General features: G+C 65.0%; 17 protein-coding genes. 7 read left to right on the plus strand and 10 right to left on the minus strand.

Annotated features, from left to right (window positions below):
• Nucleotides 1-119 precede the first annotated feature (119 nt).
• Nucleotides 120-1,031: a bifunctional methylenetetrahydrofolate dehydrogenase/methenyltetrahydrofolate cyclohydrolase FolD gene (gene folD, locus XnspCFBP7698_RS01690; protein WP_104579685.1), complete on the minus strand. Its 912-nt coding sequence runs from the start codon at nucleotides 1,029-1,031 to the stop codon at nucleotides 120-122.
• Between the two features lie 49 nt (nucleotides 1,032-1,080).
• Between folD and XnspCFBP7698_RS01695 the strand changes: the two genes are divergently transcribed.
• Nucleotides 1,081-1,416: a DUF1244 domain-containing protein gene (locus XnspCFBP7698_RS01695; protein ID WP_047694936.1), complete on the plus strand. Its 336-nt coding sequence runs from the start codon at nucleotides 1,081-1,083 to the stop codon at nucleotides 1,414-1,416.
• 269 nt (nucleotides 1,417-1,685) lie between these two features.
• Here the strand turns inward: XnspCFBP7698_RS01695 and galU are convergent, their stop codons facing one another.
• The 8 genes from galU to cmk form a co-directional block, all read right to left on the minus strand.
• Nucleotides 1,686-2,579 carry a UTP--glucose-1-phosphate uridylyltransferase GalU gene (galU, locus tag XnspCFBP7698_RS01700; RefSeq protein ID WP_104579686.1) on the minus strand — a complete coding sequence of 298 codons (894 nt, stop codon included), beginning with the start codon at nucleotides 2,577-2,579 and terminating at the stop codon, nucleotides 1,686-1,688.
• The gene (locus XnspCFBP7698_RS01705) at nucleotides 2,579-4,486 is read right to left on the minus strand and encodes a nucleoside-diphosphate sugar epimerase/dehydratase (RefSeq protein WP_039564076.1); all 1,908 of its coding nucleotides are present in this window, start codon (nucleotides 4,484-4,486) and stop codon (nucleotides 2,579-2,581) included. Before XnspCFBP7698_RS01705 ends, galU begins: the two co-directional genes overlap by 1 nt.
• 13 nt (nucleotides 4,487-4,499) lie before the next feature.
• Nucleotides 4,500-5,474, minus strand: a complete 975-nt coding sequence (locus XnspCFBP7698_RS01710; RefSeq protein WP_047694938.1) for a glycosyltransferase family 4 protein — start codon at nucleotides 5,472-5,474, stop codon at nucleotides 4,500-4,502.
• A 269-nt stretch (nucleotides 5,475-5,743) separates the two neighbouring features.
• On the minus strand, nucleotides 5,744-6,922 hold the full coding sequence (lapB, locus tag XnspCFBP7698_RS01715) for a lipopolysaccharide assembly protein LapB (protein ID WP_039409755.1): 1,179 nt from the start codon (nucleotides 6,920-6,922) through the stop codon (nucleotides 5,744-5,746).
• 6 nt (nucleotides 6,923-6,928) lie between these two features.
• A complete protein-coding gene (locus XnspCFBP7698_RS01720) occupies nucleotides 6,929-7,234 on the minus strand; it encodes a LapA family protein (RefSeq protein WP_039409757.1) in 306 nt (101 codons plus the stop codon).
• A gap of 67 nt (nucleotides 7,235-7,301) precedes the next feature.
• Nucleotides 7,302-7,613, minus strand: a complete 312-nt coding sequence (locus tag XnspCFBP7698_RS01725) for an integration host factor subunit beta (protein WP_002805779.1) — start codon at nucleotides 7,611-7,613, stop codon at nucleotides 7,302-7,304.
• An 88-nt stretch (nucleotides 7,614-7,701) separates the two neighbouring features.
• Nucleotides 7,702-9,387: a 30S ribosomal protein S1 gene (gene rpsA, locus XnspCFBP7698_RS01730; protein WP_016903550.1), complete on the minus strand. Its 1,686-nt coding sequence runs from the start codon at nucleotides 9,385-9,387 to the stop codon at nucleotides 7,702-7,704.
• A gap of 182 nt (nucleotides 9,388-9,569) precedes the next feature.
• Entirely contained in the window at nucleotides 9,570-10,253 is a 684-nt protein-coding gene (gene cmk / locus XnspCFBP7698_RS01735; protein WP_039414613.1) for a (d)CMP kinase, read from the minus strand.
• Between the two features lie 174 nt (nucleotides 10,254-10,427).
• Here cmk and ykgO point away from each other — a divergent pair, with 174 nt between their 5' ends.
• The 6 genes from ykgO to XnspCFBP7698_RS01765 all read left to right on the plus strand — a co-directional run bounded on the left by ykgO (nucleotide 10,428) and on the right by XnspCFBP7698_RS01765 (nucleotide 15,112).
• Nucleotides 10,428-10,553 carry a type B 50S ribosomal protein L36 gene (gene ykgO / locus XnspCFBP7698_RS01740; RefSeq protein WP_005913193.1) on the plus strand — a complete coding sequence of 42 codons (126 nt, stop codon included), beginning with the start codon at nucleotides 10,428-10,430 and terminating at the stop codon, nucleotides 10,551-10,553.
• Between the two features lie 198 nt (nucleotides 10,554-10,751).
• On the plus strand, nucleotides 10,752-11,093 hold the full coding sequence (locus XnspCFBP7698_RS01745; protein ID WP_039414634.1) for a hypothetical protein: 342 nt from the start codon (nucleotides 10,752-10,754) through the stop codon (nucleotides 11,091-11,093).
• Nucleotides 11,094-11,320: 227 nt separating this feature from the next.
• Nucleotides 11,321-12,355: an agmatine deiminase family protein gene (locus XnspCFBP7698_RS01750; RefSeq protein ID WP_039564075.1), complete on the plus strand. Its 1,035-nt coding sequence runs from the start codon at nucleotides 11,321-11,323 to the stop codon at nucleotides 12,353-12,355.
• 115 nt (nucleotides 12,356-12,470) lie between these two features.
• The gene (locus XnspCFBP7698_RS01755) at nucleotides 12,471-13,355 is read left to right on the plus strand and encodes a carbon-nitrogen hydrolase (RefSeq protein ID WP_047694940.1); all 885 of its coding nucleotides are present in this window, start codon (nucleotides 12,471-12,473) and stop codon (nucleotides 13,353-13,355) included.
• Nucleotides 13,356-13,359: 4 nt separating this feature from the next.
• Nucleotides 13,360-13,899 (plus strand): GNAT family N-acetyltransferase, encoded by a 540-nt coding sequence (locus tag XnspCFBP7698_RS01760; RefSeq protein ID WP_104579687.1) that lies wholly within the window; start codon nucleotides 13,360-13,362, stop codon nucleotides 13,897-13,899.
• Entirely contained in the window at nucleotides 13,892-15,112 is a 1,221-nt protein-coding gene (locus XnspCFBP7698_RS01765) for a TraB/GumN family protein (protein WP_199680010.1), read from the plus strand. Before XnspCFBP7698_RS01760 ends, XnspCFBP7698_RS01765 begins: the two co-directional genes overlap by 8 nt.
• Before the next feature lie 92 nt (nucleotides 15,113-15,204).
• Here the strand turns inward: XnspCFBP7698_RS01765 and XnspCFBP7698_RS01770 are convergent, their stop codons facing one another.
• Nucleotides 15,205-16,128 carry an endonuclease/exonuclease/phosphatase family protein gene (locus XnspCFBP7698_RS01770; protein WP_199680083.1) on the minus strand — a complete coding sequence of 308 codons (924 nt, stop codon included), beginning with the start codon at nucleotides 16,126-16,128 and terminating at the stop codon, nucleotides 15,205-15,207.
• Nucleotides 16,129-16,175 lie beyond the last annotated feature (47 nt).

Consider the following 16,175-nt stretch of genomic DNA (forward strand, 5'->3'; position numbering starts at 1 on the left):
GGGATCCGGGATTGGCAAAGGCGCCGTCCCGCACCGCCCCGCCGCTCGTCTAGGATGCCGATGCCCGCCGATCCTTGACGCAATCCGGATTGGCCGACGCATGCGCTTTGCCGTTGCCTTTAACGAATCCCCAATCCCGAATCCCCACTCCCGGCCGCATCAGCGGCCTCGATGGTGTTCTGCATCAGCGTGGCCACCGTCATCGGCCCGACCCCGCCCGGCACCGGAGTGATCCACGCGGCCCGCTGCACGGCGGCGTCGAAGCCGACATCACCCACCAGGCGTCCATCCTCGAGCCGGTTGATGCCGACATCGATCACCACCGCGCCCGGCTTGACCCATTCGCCGGGGATCAGCCCGGGACGGCCCACCGCCACCACCAGGATGTCGGCATTGCGCACGCTGGCTTCCAGCACGTCGGCCGGAGTGAACTTGTGGCAGCTGGTCACCGTGCAACCGGCAATCAACAACTCCAGCCCCATCGGGCGGCCTACGTGGTTGCTCACGCCAACGATGGTGGCATTGCGCCCGCGCACGGGCTGGTCGGTATGCCCGAGCAGGGTCACGATGCCGCGCGGCGTGCACGGGCGCAGGCCGAATTCGCGCAATGCCAGATGACCGACGTTCTGCGGATGGAAGCCATCCACATCCTTGCGTGGGTCGATCCGCTGGATCAGCCGGTTGGCATCTGGAATGCCCGGCAACGGTAGCTGGATCAGAATGCCGTGGATCTTGGGATCGGCGTTGAGCTCGTCGATCAGTGCCGCCAGCTCTGCTTCGCTGGTGCCCTGCGGCAGGTCGTAGTCGAAGGCCTCGATGCCCACCTTTTCCGCAGCACGCCGCTTGTTGCGCACATACACCGACGAGGCCGGATCGCCGCCCACCAGCACCACCGCCAGGCCCGGCCGTGTCTTGCCGGCGGCCACGCGCGCATCCACCCGCAGCTTCAGGCCGTCGAGCAACTCCTCGGCAATGCGCCGGCCATCGAGAAGGCGGGCCGGAGCGGAAGCAGCTGGCGCGGAAGCGGTCATGGGGCGTCAGGTGTAGAGTCGAAGGCCGTCCATTGTCCCCGATTCCGTCATGAGCGACATCACTCCCATCAGCACCTCGAGCAACGACCCGACCACCACGGCTATCGAGGCGGCCGCATTTCGCCGGTTGCTGCAGCATCTCAACCAGGATCGCACCGATGTGCAGAACATTGACCTGATGATTCTTGCCGGCTTCTGCCGCAACTGCCTGGGCGACTGGTACCGCGAAGCGGCCGAAGCGCAGGGGCAGCCGATGAGCAAGGACCAGGCACGCGAGGCGGTCTATGGCATGCCGTTTGCGCAGTGGAAGCAGCAGCATCAAAAAGATGCCACGCCCGAGCAGCTGGAGGCCTTCGCCGCTGCGCAACGCAAGCACGCGCCCTGACATCGCCGCGGCACGGGCACAGGCACACCGGTCGCGCTGCAGGTATGCCGCCGCCGGCAGCACTGAGCTGCCGCCAAAACCCTGCTAACGGTTCCTGCGACGCTGCGCAGATCGTGGCGTTCCATGACGTCGCAACCGCTGCCCTGCCCCGTCAAGCCAGGACAACTCACCTCGATGGTTGCCAGCCTGCGTTTGGCACGGCGCGACACGCTGGCCCAAAAAAAACGGCGCCCAAGGGCGCCGTTTCTCAAAGCACTTGCTGCAAGACCTCAGCCGCGTGCATCCGCCTGAGCCAGCGCAGTGCGCAGGATTTCCTTCGCCGGGCCACCATGCTTTTCGTGCTCGAGGGCAAAGTGCACAGTCGCCTCGATCAGGCCGATGTGGGCACCACAGTCGAAACGACGGCCCTCGAAACGGAATGCGTCGACCTGCTCTTTCTTCAACAGTTCGGCGATTGCGTCGGTCAACTGGATCTCGCCGCCCGCACCCGCACCGGTGGACTCGAGCAGATCGAAGATCTTCGGGCTGAGCACATAACGGCCGACCACGGCCAGGTTGCTCGGTGCCACTTCCGGCTTGGGCTTTTCCACGATCGCGTTGATGCGGCCCTTGCGGCCGTCGAACGCGTCGGTGGACACGATGCCGTAGCTGGCCGTCTTGTCATGCGGAACATCTTCCACCGCAATGACGCTGCCGCCCGACGCTTCTGCCACGTCGGCCATCTGGGTCAGCGCGGCGTCGCCGCGGTTCCACATCAGATCGTCCGGCAGCAGTACGGCGAACGGCTCGTCGCCGACCACCGCCTTGGCGCACAACACGGCGTGGCCCAGACCCAATGCCTCGGCCTGCGTCACGAAAATGGCGCGAACGCCTTCCGGCAACGCGTGGCGCACCAGCTCCAGCTGCTCGAGCTTGCCTGCACGCTCGAGCTTCTGCTCCAGCTCGTAGGCCTTGTCGAAATAGTCGGCAATCGAGTGCTTGTAGCGGTTGATGACGAAGATCAGCGTATCGCACCCGGCCTGGATGGCCTCGTCGACGGCGTACTGGATCAATGGTTTGTCGATGATTGGCAGCATTTCCTTCGGCACCGTCTTGGTGGCCGGAAGAAAGCGGGTCCCAAGACCTGCGACGGGGAATACGGCCTTGCGAATACGCTGGCTCATTACAGTCTTCTGACCTCACGTGCGGGGAATGGAACGACCGTATCAGATCGCGCGTCGACTTTCCGTCGAGCAGCCGCGAAATCCGGCATCAGGCTGCCCAACACAGTCTCCATTGCCTTGATGTCATAGCGATTAACCGCCTCACGCAAACGCGTCACCAGCTGCAGTACCTGCTCGTGAGAGAACTCGCGCACGCCGGCCTCCAGAATCTTCGGGTGCGCGGTGGGGCGGTAGTCTTCGTCGGAATAGAACAGCGTCTCGTGCAGCTTTTCGCCCGGGCGCAAGCCGGTATAGAGAATCGCCACATCCTTGCCCGGCTGCTTGCCGGCCAGACGGATCATCTGTTCGGCAAGCAAACGGATCGGCACCGGCTCGCCCATGTCCAGCGTATAGATCGCGCCATGCGAGGCGGAGGCCGCCGCCTGGATCACCAGCTGGCAAGCTTCGGGGATGGTCATGAAGTAGCGGGTCACATCCGGATGCGTCACCGTGACCGGGCCACCCTGGCGAATCTGCTCGCGGAACAATGGCACGACGCTGCCGGCGGAATCGAGCACGTTGCCGAAGCGCACCGTGATGAAGCGCGTCGGTGCATCGCGCGCGTCAAGACTCTGGCAGATCATCTCCGCATAGCGCTTGCTCGCACCGAGCACATTGACCGGCTCGACCGCCTTGTCGGTGGAAATGAAGACAAAGGTTTCGATGCGGGCACGCTGACAGGCGCGCGCGACGTTTTCCGTCGCCAGCACGTTGTTGCGCACCGCCTCGCGCAGTTGTTCTTCGAGCAACGGCACCTGCTTATAGGCGGCGGCATGGAACACCGCGTCGGGCGCCGCAGTGCTCAAGGCATGCGCCACCACCGCCGGGTCGCCGCAATCGCCAAGCACGCGCACCACCTCGATGTCCGGGAACAGCCGGCGCAGATCCGAGTCGATGGTCAGCAGGGCAAGTTCGTCGATCTCCAGCAACACGATGCGACGGGCACCGTGGCGCGCACATTGCCGACAGACTTCCGAGCCGATGGAACCACCGGCGCCGGTCACCATCACCGTCTTGTTGGTCAGCCAGTCGCGGATCAGGCGCCAGTCGGGCGTGACCGGCTTGCGATTGAGCAGGTCCTCGATCGCCACTTCCTTCAGCTCGCCCGGCAGCGAGCGCCCTTCCAGCACATTGATCAGCTTGGGCACCATCCGGAACGGCAGCCCGGTGCTTTCGCAGATCGCCACCACGCGCTGCATGCCGGACGCGTCCAGCGACGGGATCGCGATCACCAGCAGCTTGGCAGCGGTTTCCTTGGCGATCGAGGCAGCCTCATCCAGGTTACCCAGCACGTTGAGGCCCTGGATCTTGGCACCGTGCAGGTTGGCCGCATCGTCCAGAAAGCCGACCGGCACGAAGGTGCCGGTGCGGCGCAGATCGCGCACCAGGCCTTCGGCGGCACGCCCGGCACCCAGAATCAACACGCGCTGCGCGGCATCGCCGGAATGCGCAATCTGGTAGTCCTTCCAGGCGCGATACAGCAGGCGCGGCGTTCCCAGCAGCGCAGACAGGGCGAAGGGATAGACCACCAGCACCGACAACGGCACCCCATCCAGGCGGTCGTACGACAGCGCCAGCACGATGGCCACCAGCCCGAGGAAGCTCGATTTGAAGATGTTCCAGAGGTCGGGCACCGACGCGAAGCGCCACAGTCCGCGGTACAGCCCCATCTTCCAGAACACCAGTCCCTGCGCCACCAGCACCACGCCGGTGCGCCAGTCCCACAACGGAAGATCGGGGGCCTCGCGCAGCATCGAGTAACGGCCCGCGTGCAGCAGTTGCCAGCACACCCAGACCATCAATAGGTCGTGCACCACCACTGCCACTTGCGGCAGCGCCTTGGTCAAACGGTCACGCCAGGAAATCATAGGAATCCGTTACTCAGGAATTGCGCAGTCCATCGCGCAGAAAGAACCAGATGGCAGTCACGCCAACGCCCCAGACGAGCGCGGCGACAACCTGCTGCCAGAAAGCATCATGACGAATTAACACAAACAAGCAGACGGCAGTGACGCTGAAAGCGAAGTAAACACCAGTAACCGGAACGTGTGTCGCAAGACGGCGCGCCAGGCGCTGATAGACATGCTGCGCATGTGGCTCCCACCACCGCTGACCGCCGAGCATGCGAGTCAGCAGTGTGAAGCCGGCGTCTACAAGAAAAGCGGTCAAGGGCAGCCAGCCGACCCACCAGCTGAGTTGCCCGCCCGCAACGCTCAGGGCAAGCAGCGCGGCCAGTACATACCCCAATGCACCGCTACCGCCATCGCCGAGAAAGATCCGCGCGCGCGGGAAGTTGAACGGCAGGAAGCCCAGACACGCCGCTGCCACTGCCAGACCGGCCAAGGACCACCCATTCGGGACCACGGCAGCGAAGGCCAGCGCGGCCAGTGCCGCCTGACTGGCGGCCAGGCCGTTGATGCCATCCATGAAGTTCCAGACATTGATCAGCACGACCGATGCGGCCGCGCTGAGGATGCCGTCCAGAACGTCGCCGGTGGAATGAAAGACCAGCAGCCCGAGCGATGCGGAGGCGATCAGGTGGATGGCAAAACGTACCCGGGCCGACAACGGGCGATGGTCGTCCCACCAACCCACTCCCGCCACCAGGATCAACCCGACCGCAAACCAGCCGACCACCGTGCGTACGCCAGGCCATGCCACCCCCGCCGCCACGCAGCCCAGCAAAATGGCCACGACGATCGCCATGCCACCGCCGCGCGGCGTGGCCACGACGTGGCTACGCCGCTCGCCGGGATGGTCGAGCAGACGGCGGTGCAGCGCGTAACGCCGCAGCAGCCACGTGCCAACCGCGGCGACCACCAAGTGCAGCGCGCACCAGAGCAAATCGTGCAGCATCAGCGGGGCTCACCACAGTGCGCGCCACGGGCACGTGGCGGCTGCATCAAAACGGTGCCGCTGGCCCTGGCATAGCAGCCGGGCCACATGCTCGCTGTTTCAGTGCGGAGCGAGCCAGACTGCAGGCTGCCATTGATGGTGGAGGGCCGCACGCGCAAGCCCTGAGCCGCGCGGATCACCGCAGGGCCCCGCCCACGCATGGCGCGAACGCCCGCCCACGAGGACTGGGCAAGGCCGGAGGTCGGTTGCCTGGATCGCGCCAACACGCCTTACACCACCGCGTAGTTCAGCAGCGGCTTGACCGTGCCCCATTCCTTGCAGCTCGGGCACTGCCAGTGGTGGGTCTTTGCGCCGAACCCGCAACGCGTGCAGCGGTAGCTGGGATTGCGCACCAGCAACTGGTCGGTGATGTGCTTGAGATCGTTCAAGGTGCCCACCGGATCGCTGCCTTCGGCAAGCGTCAGGTCGATCAAGGCCGATTCGCCACGGACCGAGGGCCGATCCTTGAGCTGGCGGCCGAGATACGCCAGCGCAGGCGCCACGCCATCCTGCGCTTCCATCAACTGCGTCAGAGCCAGCACCGGGGCGATGCCGCGATAGTGCTCGGTCATCTCCGACAGGAAATTACGCGCGCCGGCGATATCGCCGACGCGGCGATACGCGGCCATCAGCGCCGGGATGATCTCCGGCAGGTACTCCGGATCATGCCGGGCCGCGCGCTCGAACGCGCGCACGGCGGCTTCGTCGTGGCCGCGTTCGGCTTCGATGCGCCCTTCCAGAATGCCGGCGCGCACCGACGTACCGTCTGCCTGATAGGCCCGCGCAATCGCCTGCAGGGCCTCGTCGGCCTTGCCCAATCCGCGGTAGCGGTCGGCCAGCTCGCACTCGAACTGCGAGATCAGCTTGCCCATCGGCTCGCCGGTGACTTCTTCATAGCGGGTGGCGTTGTCGATCGCCTTTTCCCAGTCACGCTCGGCTTGGTAGATGCCGATCAGATGACGCAGCGCCTGCGGAGCACGCTGATCGAGCTGCGCCAGCTCGGTGAAGACCGTTTCGGCGCGATCCAGCAGACCGGACTTCATGTAGTCCTCGCCCAACGCAAGCAAGGCCTGCACCCGCTGCTGGTCGGTCAGGTCGGCGCGCTGCACCAGCCCCTGGTGCAGGCGGATGGCGCGATCCACCTCGCCACGACGGCGGAACAGGTGGCCCAGTGCCACCTGCGTCTCGAAGGTTTCCTTGTCCAATTCGGCGATGTGCAGAAACAGCTCGATCGCCTTGTCCGGCTGCTCGTTGAGCAGATAGTTCAGACCGCGGAAATACGTGCTGGACAGACGACTGACCTGGGTATCGCCGTGGCGCTGACCACCGCGTCGACCGACGATCCAGCCGCTCAATGCCGCCAGCGGTAGAAACAGGAAAAACCAGAACCACTCGGTCAGGAAGTCCATACGTGCTTAGAGTCCATCGAGGGGGCGCGGCTCGACGGCGGCGGGCGTGATCGGCCCGGCGTCGGCGCGGCTGACCGCAACAGCCTTGTTGGCCTGGCGCAGCTTGGAATAGAGGGGAATGACCACACTGACCAGCACCATGCCGGCACCGATCAACACACCCACCAGCAGCGCGGCAATGATCGCGACTCCGGAGGTGGTATGCACACTGGAGAAAAGGAAATCGAGAGTGATGTCCTGCGAATTGACGGCACCGATGACCAGACCGACCAACAGGAAAGCCAACATCACCAACAAGCGAAACACCTTCATCGCGAGACTCCGTCGGGAAGGGGCCTAGCTTAACCGAGCCGACATAAACGCAGCGGAAGAGCCGTCGTCAGTCCGCCGCATCGGCCAGATCGACCGGGACCACGGAGCTGACGCGCTCACGCAATTCCTTGCCTGGCTTGAAGTGGGGAACATGCTTGCCCGGCAACGCAACCGATTCACCGGTCTTGGGATTGCGTCCCAGACGAGGCGGACGGTAATGCAGCGAAAAACTGCCGAAGCCACGAATTTCGATCCGATCGCCATCGGACAGCGCCTGCCCCATCATCTCCAGAAGCGATTTCACTGCCAGATCCACGTCGTCCGACTTCAGATGCGCTTGGCGTCGCGCCAGGATTTCAATCAATTCGGACTTGGTCATGGGAAGACTTGCTTTTTTCGACTGACACATCGGAATCGGCCCGGGCAAGCCCGGGCCGATCCATCACGCTCGCGAGAGCGCTACGCGCTTACTCGGACTTGTTGCTGTTCAACTGTGCACGCAGCAGCGCGCCCAGCTGCGTCATGCCGCCCGACGCAGCGGAGGACTGATATTCCTCCAGCGTCTCGCGCATTTCGGCATCGTCCTTGGCCTTGATCGACAGCTGCAGGGTGCGGCCCTTGCGGTCCATGCCCACGAACTTGGCTTCGATCTTGTCGCCGACCTTCAGGTGCTGGGTCGCATCGTCGACGCGCTCGTTGGCGATGTCGCGTGCAGCGACGTAGCCTTCGATACCATCGGCCAGGTCGATCGTGGCGCCCTTGGCATCCACTTCACGCACCACGCCTTCGACCTTCGAACCCTTCGGGTTGGACGCCATGTACTGGCCGAACGGGTCCTGCTCCAGCTGCTTGACGCCCAGGCTGATGCGCTCACGTTCCGGGTCAACTGCCAGCACGACGGCTTCCAGCGTGTCGCCCTTCTTGTAGTTGCGCACGACATCTTCGCCGGTGGTGTTCCAGCTGATGTCGGACAGGTGCACCAGGCCGTCGATGCCGCCGTCCAGACCGATGAAGATGCCGAAGTCGGTGATCGACTTGATCTGACCGGACACCTTGTCGTTCTTCTTGTGGGTGGCAGCGAAGGTTTCCCACGGATTGGCGGCAACCTGCTTCATGCCCAGCGAGATGCGGCGACGCTCCTCGTCGACATCCAGCACCATCACTTCGACTTCGTCACCAACCTGCACAACCTTGGACGGGTTGACGTTCTTGTTGGTCCAATCCATTTCGGAGACGTGCACCAGACCTTCGACGCCCGGCTCGATCTCGACGAATGCGCCGTAATCGGTGACGTTGGAGACCTTGCCGAACACGCGGCTGTTGGCCGGGTAACGACGTGCGATGTTGTCCCACGGATCTTCGCCCAGCTGCTTCAGGCCGAGGCTGACGCGGTTACGCTCGCGATCGAACTTCAGCACGCGCACGTCCAGCTCGTCGCCGACATTGACGACTTCGGACGGATGGCGCACGCGCTTCCAGGCCATGTCGGTGATGTGCAGCAGGCCGTCGATACCGCCCAGGTCCACGAATGCGCCGTAGTCGGTCAGGTTCTTGACGACACCCTTCAGGATCGCGCCTTCCTGCAGCTTGTCCATCAGCTGCTCGCGCTCTTCCGAGTGCTCGCTCTCGACCACTGCACGACGCGACACAACCACGTTGTTGCGCTTACGGTCCAGCTTGATCAGCTTGAACTCGAGTTCCTTGCCTTCCAGGTAGGCCGGGTCGCGCACCGGGCGCACATCCACCAGCGAACCGGGCAGGAACGCGCGGACATCCTTGATGTCCACGGTGAAACCACCCTTGACCTTGCCGCTGATGCGGCCGGTGATGGTTTCGTTCTTTTCCAACGCCTCTTCCAGCTCGTCCCACACCATCGCGCGCTTGGCCTTCTCGCGCGACAACACGGTTTCGCCGAAGCCGTTTTCGATGGAGTCCAGCGCAACCTTGACCTGGTCGCCCACGCCCACATCGATCTCGCCAGCGTCATTACGGAACTGCTCGATCGGCACGATGCCTTCGGACTTCAGGCCAGCGTTGATCACCACCACGTCGCCGCGCACTTCCACGACGGTACCGGTGACGATCGAGCCCGGCTTCAGCTTCGCCAGATTGGCTTGACTGGCTTCGAACAGTTCAGCAAAAGATTCTGTCATTTGGATTTACTCAGTTGAACACACGGGCGCCGGTCGTCGGGTTGCGACAGAGACGGACCGCCCAGCCTGTTGGTCGACCCCAACAACGAGTCGGTTTGGAAGTAGTAGAACCGCCACGCAGGATGCGCGACGGAGCCTTGGAACGCCTTACGGTCGGCGGGACAGGCCCGCTTGCGGAACGCTTACGACGGCGTGCGGGCAGCGATCACCGCAACCACACGCTGGACGACATCCTCGATCCCGATTCCGCTGGTATCGATCAGCACGGCGTCTTCGGCCGGCCGCAATGGCGCCACCACCCGCTGCGCATCTCTGGCATCTCGAGCCATGATCTCGCGCAGCAGGTCGTCAAAGATAACCGAAACACCCTTTTCCATCAACTGTTTATGGCGACGGCCCGCACGTTCTTCGGCACTGGCGGTCAGGAAGACCTTGAAGGCGGCGTCCGGGAAGATCACCGTGCCCATGTCGCGCCCGTCGGCGACCAGCCCGGGTGCCCGCCTGAATGCGCGCTGGCGCTCCTTGAGCGCGCTGCGCACCTCCGGGATCGCGGCGATCGCCGAGGCCAGGGCTCCGGTGGTTTCCAGGCGCAATTCGCCAGTGGCGTCCACACCGTTGACCAGCACCCGCAAGCCCGCCTCGCCCGCGTCGTCGAACTCCACCTTCGTGTCAAAGGTGCAGCGCACCAGGGCGGCCGGGTCGGAGACATCCAGATCGGCCCAGCTCGCCGCCACCCCTACCGCACGATACAGTGCGCCCGAATCGAGATAGTGCCAGCCCAGCCGGGCGGCAACGATCCGGCTGACCGTGCCCTTGCCGGCGCCGGAGGGACCATCGATGGTGAGGACGGGTGAAAGGTCGGTCATTCAGGCTTCCGGGAGCGGCATCAGACGGTAGTGTAGCGCCGCACGCCACGATTGCGCTGCAACCACTTGAAAGCACGACGAAAAGCCGGTTAGAATTGCCAGCTTAATTGCGAGTGCACCCTTCGAACGCGGGCACTCTTCCATCGAACCCAACCGTTTACACCGAGGTGTGCCATGAAAGTCCTGTCCTCCCTGAAGTCTGCGAAGACCCGTCACCGCGACTGCAAGGTGGTCCGCCGCCGCGGCAAGGTCTTCGTGATCTGCAAGTCGAACCCGCGTTTCAAGGCGCGTCAGCGCTAAGCCTTTACGGCGCGCGCAAGACCCGAGAAAGCCGCCTCCGGGCGGTTTTTTCTTGGCCGCTGCTTCACGTCGGCAGTGCTTCGCCGTGGCGGAAGGTCTCCGCGCCTGCCGGGCTGTCATTGCATCAAGGCGCAACGCGGGTGCTGGTTTTTTGCTGTAATCACCATCTGAAATCTTGTCCACTGGGGAGTAGATGACATGCGCAACCGTTTGTTTGTGATGCCGCCGATCGTGCTGACAATCGCGCTGATGGGGATCAGTGCCGTCGCGTCGGCCGATACGCTGCTGGTCGATCGTGCACAGCAGAAGCCTGCCGCCGCCCTGCCCTTGCGTGGTGACAGCATGAGCCAGGTCGAAGGCCGCTACGGCGCGCCAACGGAAAAGCTCGACCCGCGCGGCGGCCAGAAGCGCCAGTGGCCGACCATCCATCGCTGGGTGTATCCGGCGTTCACCGTGTACTTCGAAAAGAGCAAGGTGATCGACGTGGTGGCCAACAAGGCCGATGCCAACGAAATCGGGCCGAAGCCGCCGATCCGTTGACGACAACGCAGCCGCAGTTGCTGGCGCCTGCGCGCCGCACCTGCGGCCATCACGGTATGCGGCGTGAGGCGCGTTGCGCCCGTCGGCAGCCGGACATGCGCTGCTGCGAATCTGTACCAAGCCCGGGCGTCCATGCACGCCCGGGCTGCAAGAGCCCGCACTCACCTGCGGGAGACCGATGAACGTGCAGGCGGCTGCCCGCACACCAAGAAGAGTAATTGCCAGGCATGACCGACCGTCTTCGTTTTCCCGCCGAGTGGGAACCTCAATCCGCCGTGCTGCTCGCGTGGCCGCATGCCGGTACCGATTGGGCCGAGCGCCTGGCCGATGTGGAAGAGACCTATATCGCGCTGGTGACGGCGATTTCCCGATTCGAGCCGGTGGTCATCTGCGTGGCCGATGACGATCTGCAGATCTACGCCGAAGCACGGCTGCGTTCGGCGCGGGTGGACATGGCACGCGTGCGTTTCGTGGTCGCTGCCTACAACGACACCTGGCTGCGCGATTCGGGCCCGATCACGCTGCGCCAGGATGGCGGCTTCCGGCTGATGGATTTCCGCTTCACCGGCTGGGGCGGCAAATTCGAGGCCAGCCTGGACGATCAATTGGTGAGCTCGCTGGAGGCCGCGCAGGTGTTTGTGCCGACGCCGGTGCAGACGGTGGACTTTGCACTGGAAGGCGGCGCGATTGAAACCGACGGCGCCGGCACCCTGCTGACGACCTGGAAGTGCCTGCACGAACGCCACCCGCAGCGCACCCGCGAATCGCTGAGCAGCGATCTGGCCACATGGCTGGCGCAGGACCGCGTGCTATGGCTGGATCACGGTTACCTGGAAGGCGACGATACCGACGCGCATATCGATACGCTGGCGCGCTTTGCCGGCCCGGATGCGATCGTCTACCAGGGCTGCGATGTGCCGGGCGATTCGCATTACGCCGAACTGCAGGCGATGGGCAATGAACTGGCGGCCCTGCGCAAGGCCGACGGCCAGCCCTATCGGCTGTTCGTGCTGCCCTGGGCCGAGCCGATCCTGGACCAGGGCCGGCGGCTTGCGGCGTCGTACGCCAACTTCCTGATCGTCAACGGCGCGGTGCTGATGCCGGCCTACGGCGATCCGGCCGATACGGTGGCGCAGGCGGTGCTGGCGCAGGCGTTCCCGCAGCACGAGATCGTGGCAGTGCCGTGCCGTGCGCTGATCTGGCAGAACGGCAGCCTGCATTGCCTGACCATGCAGGTGCCGGCCGGCCTGCTCGCCGCCTGACCGTTGTCGACCCGACGGCTGCTCCAGGCAGCGCGTCGTTTCTTGTTCCGGCCGGCAGGCCGGTGTTATGCCATGGCGCGCTACCGTAGTGCGCTACCTTGCAGGATGAGATGCCATGTCCCGTCACCCTCTTTCCGTCGCGCTGATCCAGGAGCGCAACCACGGCGACGCCGAGGCCAATCTGGCCGTCATCGAGTCGCGCGTGGCCGAAGCCGCCGCGCAGGGCGCCAAGCTGGTGCTGCTGCAGGAGCTGCATAACGGTGCGTATTTCTGCCAGCACGAATCGGTGGACGAATTCGACCTGGCCGAGCCGATTCCCGGCCCCAGTACCGACCGTCTGGGAGCGCTGGCCAAGCAGCACGGCGTGGTGTTGGTGGCCTCGTTGTTCGAGCGCCGCGCCGCCGGCCTGTATCACAACACCGCGGTGGTGTTCGAAACCGACGGCCGCCTGCTCGGCAAGTACCGCAAGATGCACATCCCCGACGACCCGGGCTTCTACGAGAAGTTCTACTTCACCCCGGGCGATCTGGGGTTCACGCCGATCGACACCTCGGTCGGCCGCCTGGGCGTGCTGGTGTGCTGGGATCAGTGGTACCCCGAAGCGGCGCGCCTGATGGCGCTGGCCGGTGCGGAACTGCTGCTCTACCCCACCGCGATCGGCTGGGACCCGAACGACCAGCAAGCCGAGCAGGAGCGCCAGCGCGATGCGTGGATCCTGAGCCATCGCGGACATGCGGTGGCCAACGGCGTGCCGGTGCTGTCGTGCAACCGCGTCGGGCATGAGCCCTCGCCGCTGGGTGCCTCGGGCATCCAGTTCTGGGGAAACAGCCATGTGCTGGGGCCGCAGGGCGAATTCATTGCCGAAGCCGGCCAGGACCCGACCGTGCTGATCTGCGATGTCGATCTGCAGCGCAGCGAACATGTGCGGCGTATCTGGCCGTTCCTGCGTGATCGCCGCATCGATGCGTACGGCGACCTGCTCAAGCGCTACATCGACTGACCGCATGCCCGTCGAGCTGCGTGCAGTCCGCGATGCGGACATCCCGGCGATCACAGCGATCTATGCGGAGCAGATCGCCGGGTTCAACACCTACGAATACAGCGCGCCCTCCAGCGAAGAGATGCGGGCCCGCGTGCAGGCGATCGTGGACGCGGGCTACCCGTACCTGGTCGCCGAGTACGACGGGACCGTGGTCGGTTATGCCTATGTCAGCGCGTTTCGTGCGCGCACCGGGTATCGCTTCACGGTCGAGAACTCGATCTATCTCGCTGCCGACATGCAAGGCCGCGGCATCGGCAAGGCCTTGCTGGGCGAGCTGATCTCGGTCTGCGAACAGCGCGGCTACCGGCAGATGATTGCGGTGATCGGCGATGCCGCCAACCAGGCATCGCGACGGCTGCATGAACGTTTTGGATTTCGCACGGTCGGAGTGTTCACCGGTATCGGCCGCAAGCAGGGCCGCTGGTTGGACGGCGTGCAGATGCAGCGCCCGCTCGGCTCCGGTGACACCGCCCCTCCTTCTGATGAATACCCCAATGACTGAGCAGACCCCCCCCGTTCTGGACGATGCGCTGTCCGGCCAGCCGCACCGCATCGTCGAACGCGATGGCGTGCGTTACACCTTGCTGGGCACCGCGCACGTGTCGCTGGCCAGCGTGGCGGCGGTGCAACGTGCGATCGGCAGCGGCCGCTACGATGCGGTGGCCGTGGAGCTGGATGCGCAGCGGTTGCAGGCGCTCAGCGACCCGGATGCTCTTGCCCGACTGGATCTGGTGCAGGTGATCCGCAAGGGCCGCGTGGCCCTGTTCGCCGCGAACCTGGCGCTGGCCGCCTACCAGCGCCGCCTGGCCAAGCAGCTCGGCATCGAGCCGGGTGCCGAATTGAAAGAGGCGGTCAACCTGGCGCGAGCGCAGGGGCTGCCGGTGCATCTGATCGATCGCGAAGTCGGGCTGACCTTCAAGCGTGCATCCGGGCGGCTGGGCTTCTTCGGCAAGATGAAGTTGGCTGGCGGCCTGCTTGGCGGGCTGTTCGCCGCTGACGAAGTCGGCGAAGAGGAGATCGAGAAGCTCAAGCAGGGCGACATGCTGGAGGCGAGCTTCGGCGACTTTGCCAGCGAAAGTCCGGAGCTGTACGAGACGGTGATTGCCGAGCGCGATCGCTACATGGCCACGCGTCTGCGCGAAGAAGCCGGTGCCGGGCAGCACGAGGTGCTGGCAGTGGTCGGTGCAGGCCATCTGGCGGGCCTTGCGCGGCATCTGGAGCAGGACACCGATGCACCTGGTCCGCTGCGCGAGTCGCTGGAGTACGTACAGCAGCGCAAGCGCATCCCCTGGATCACGCTGGGCATCCTGGCGGTGATCATCGCCGGCATCGGGATCGGCTTCTGGCGCGGTGGCCTGAGCATGGGCGCCGACCTGCTGCTGCAGTGGGCGATGTATACCGGCGGCCTGGCGGCATTGGGCTGCCTGCTGGCGGGCAGCCATCCGTTGAGCATTCTCACTGCCGCGGTGGTGGCACCGTTCAAGCCGTTCCGTCTGAGCGTGCCGACCGGTGCGTTCGCGGCACTGGTCGAAGTGCATATGCGCAAGCCGGCCTACGGCGATTTCTTGTCCTTGCGCGATGATGCGCAGACGCTGCGCGGCTGGTATCGCAATCGCGTTTCGCGCGTGGTGCTGACGTTCCTGCTGACCAATTTCGGCAGCATGGCCGGGGTGTGGCTGGCGGGTGTGCAGATCTTCAATCGGCTGCATGGATGAGCGTGAGGGCGCTGCCGTGCGCTGTCTCGTAGGAGCACACCCGGGCGCGACGGGGCGTTATCGGTAACGCTCCGTCGCGCCCGGGTGCGCTCCTACGGCATTCGGTCGCTCGGTGCGGGCTGCGCCTGTGGCGCGAGCTGCAGGCGCACCCACACGCCGTAGTGATCCGATGCCCAGCGACCTTCGGCGTAGGGCGTGTCGAACAGGATGCGGGCTTCGCGGGCGAGCAGGCGGTTCTGCTGGAAGAACACGTGATCGATGCGCGCCGGCTTGTCGAAGATGTGCATGTTCAAGGTGCTGACCGTGACATCGCTAGTGCGATGCACGCTGCCGTAGCTGTCGCCATAGCCCTTGCGTAGCGCCTGCAGATCCAGTGCATCGGCGGCGGTATTGAAGTCGCCGGCAATCACCACCGGCGCCTGTGCACTGGTGGAGGAAATGAACTCCAGCAGATCGCTGACCTGGCGCGTGCGCGTAGCGGTGCCGCGCGCATCGGCGCGTTCGTTGAGATGGGTGACGTAGACGTTGACCGGCTGGCCGTCGACATCGATCTGCAGATGCGCGGCAGCCCGATAGTCGTCCAGCGGCTGCAGCAGACGCTCGTGGCGCGCCAACACCTTGCGCCGGCTCAGCAGCGCATTGCCGTAGCGCTTGGGCGCACCGACAGGATCGACCGAGACGAAGATGACCGCGTACCCAAGCTTCCGCGCCAGCCAGACGGCCTGGTTTTCCACGCTGCCGCGCCGCTCGATGACCTCCTGCAGTGCGATCACGTCCGGCGCCAGCTGCCTGAGTTCCTTGGCGATATGCGCGCGACGGCCTGGCCAGTCCTCGCGGTCGTGGTGCAGGTTGAGCGTGACCAGGGTCATCTCGCGCGCCTGCGCGGTGGCGGCAGTCGCCGGCCCTGATCCGGCAACCACCGCGGCCGCGCCATGCGGCTTCGCTTGATCGGTCTCGAGCCGCACTTCCGCCGGCCCTGCCTGGGCAGCCGCAGAGCACGCCCCCAACAGCGCCACCGAGGCCAGCATCAGGCCGCGGTGGCGCCACTGCCCTGCCCGTCGCG

The sequence above is a fragment of the Xanthomonas sp. CFBP 7698 genome (assembly GCF_003600855.1).
Lineage (GTDB): Bacteria > Pseudomonadota > Gammaproteobacteria > Xanthomonadales > Xanthomonadaceae > Xanthomonas > Xanthomonas cannabis.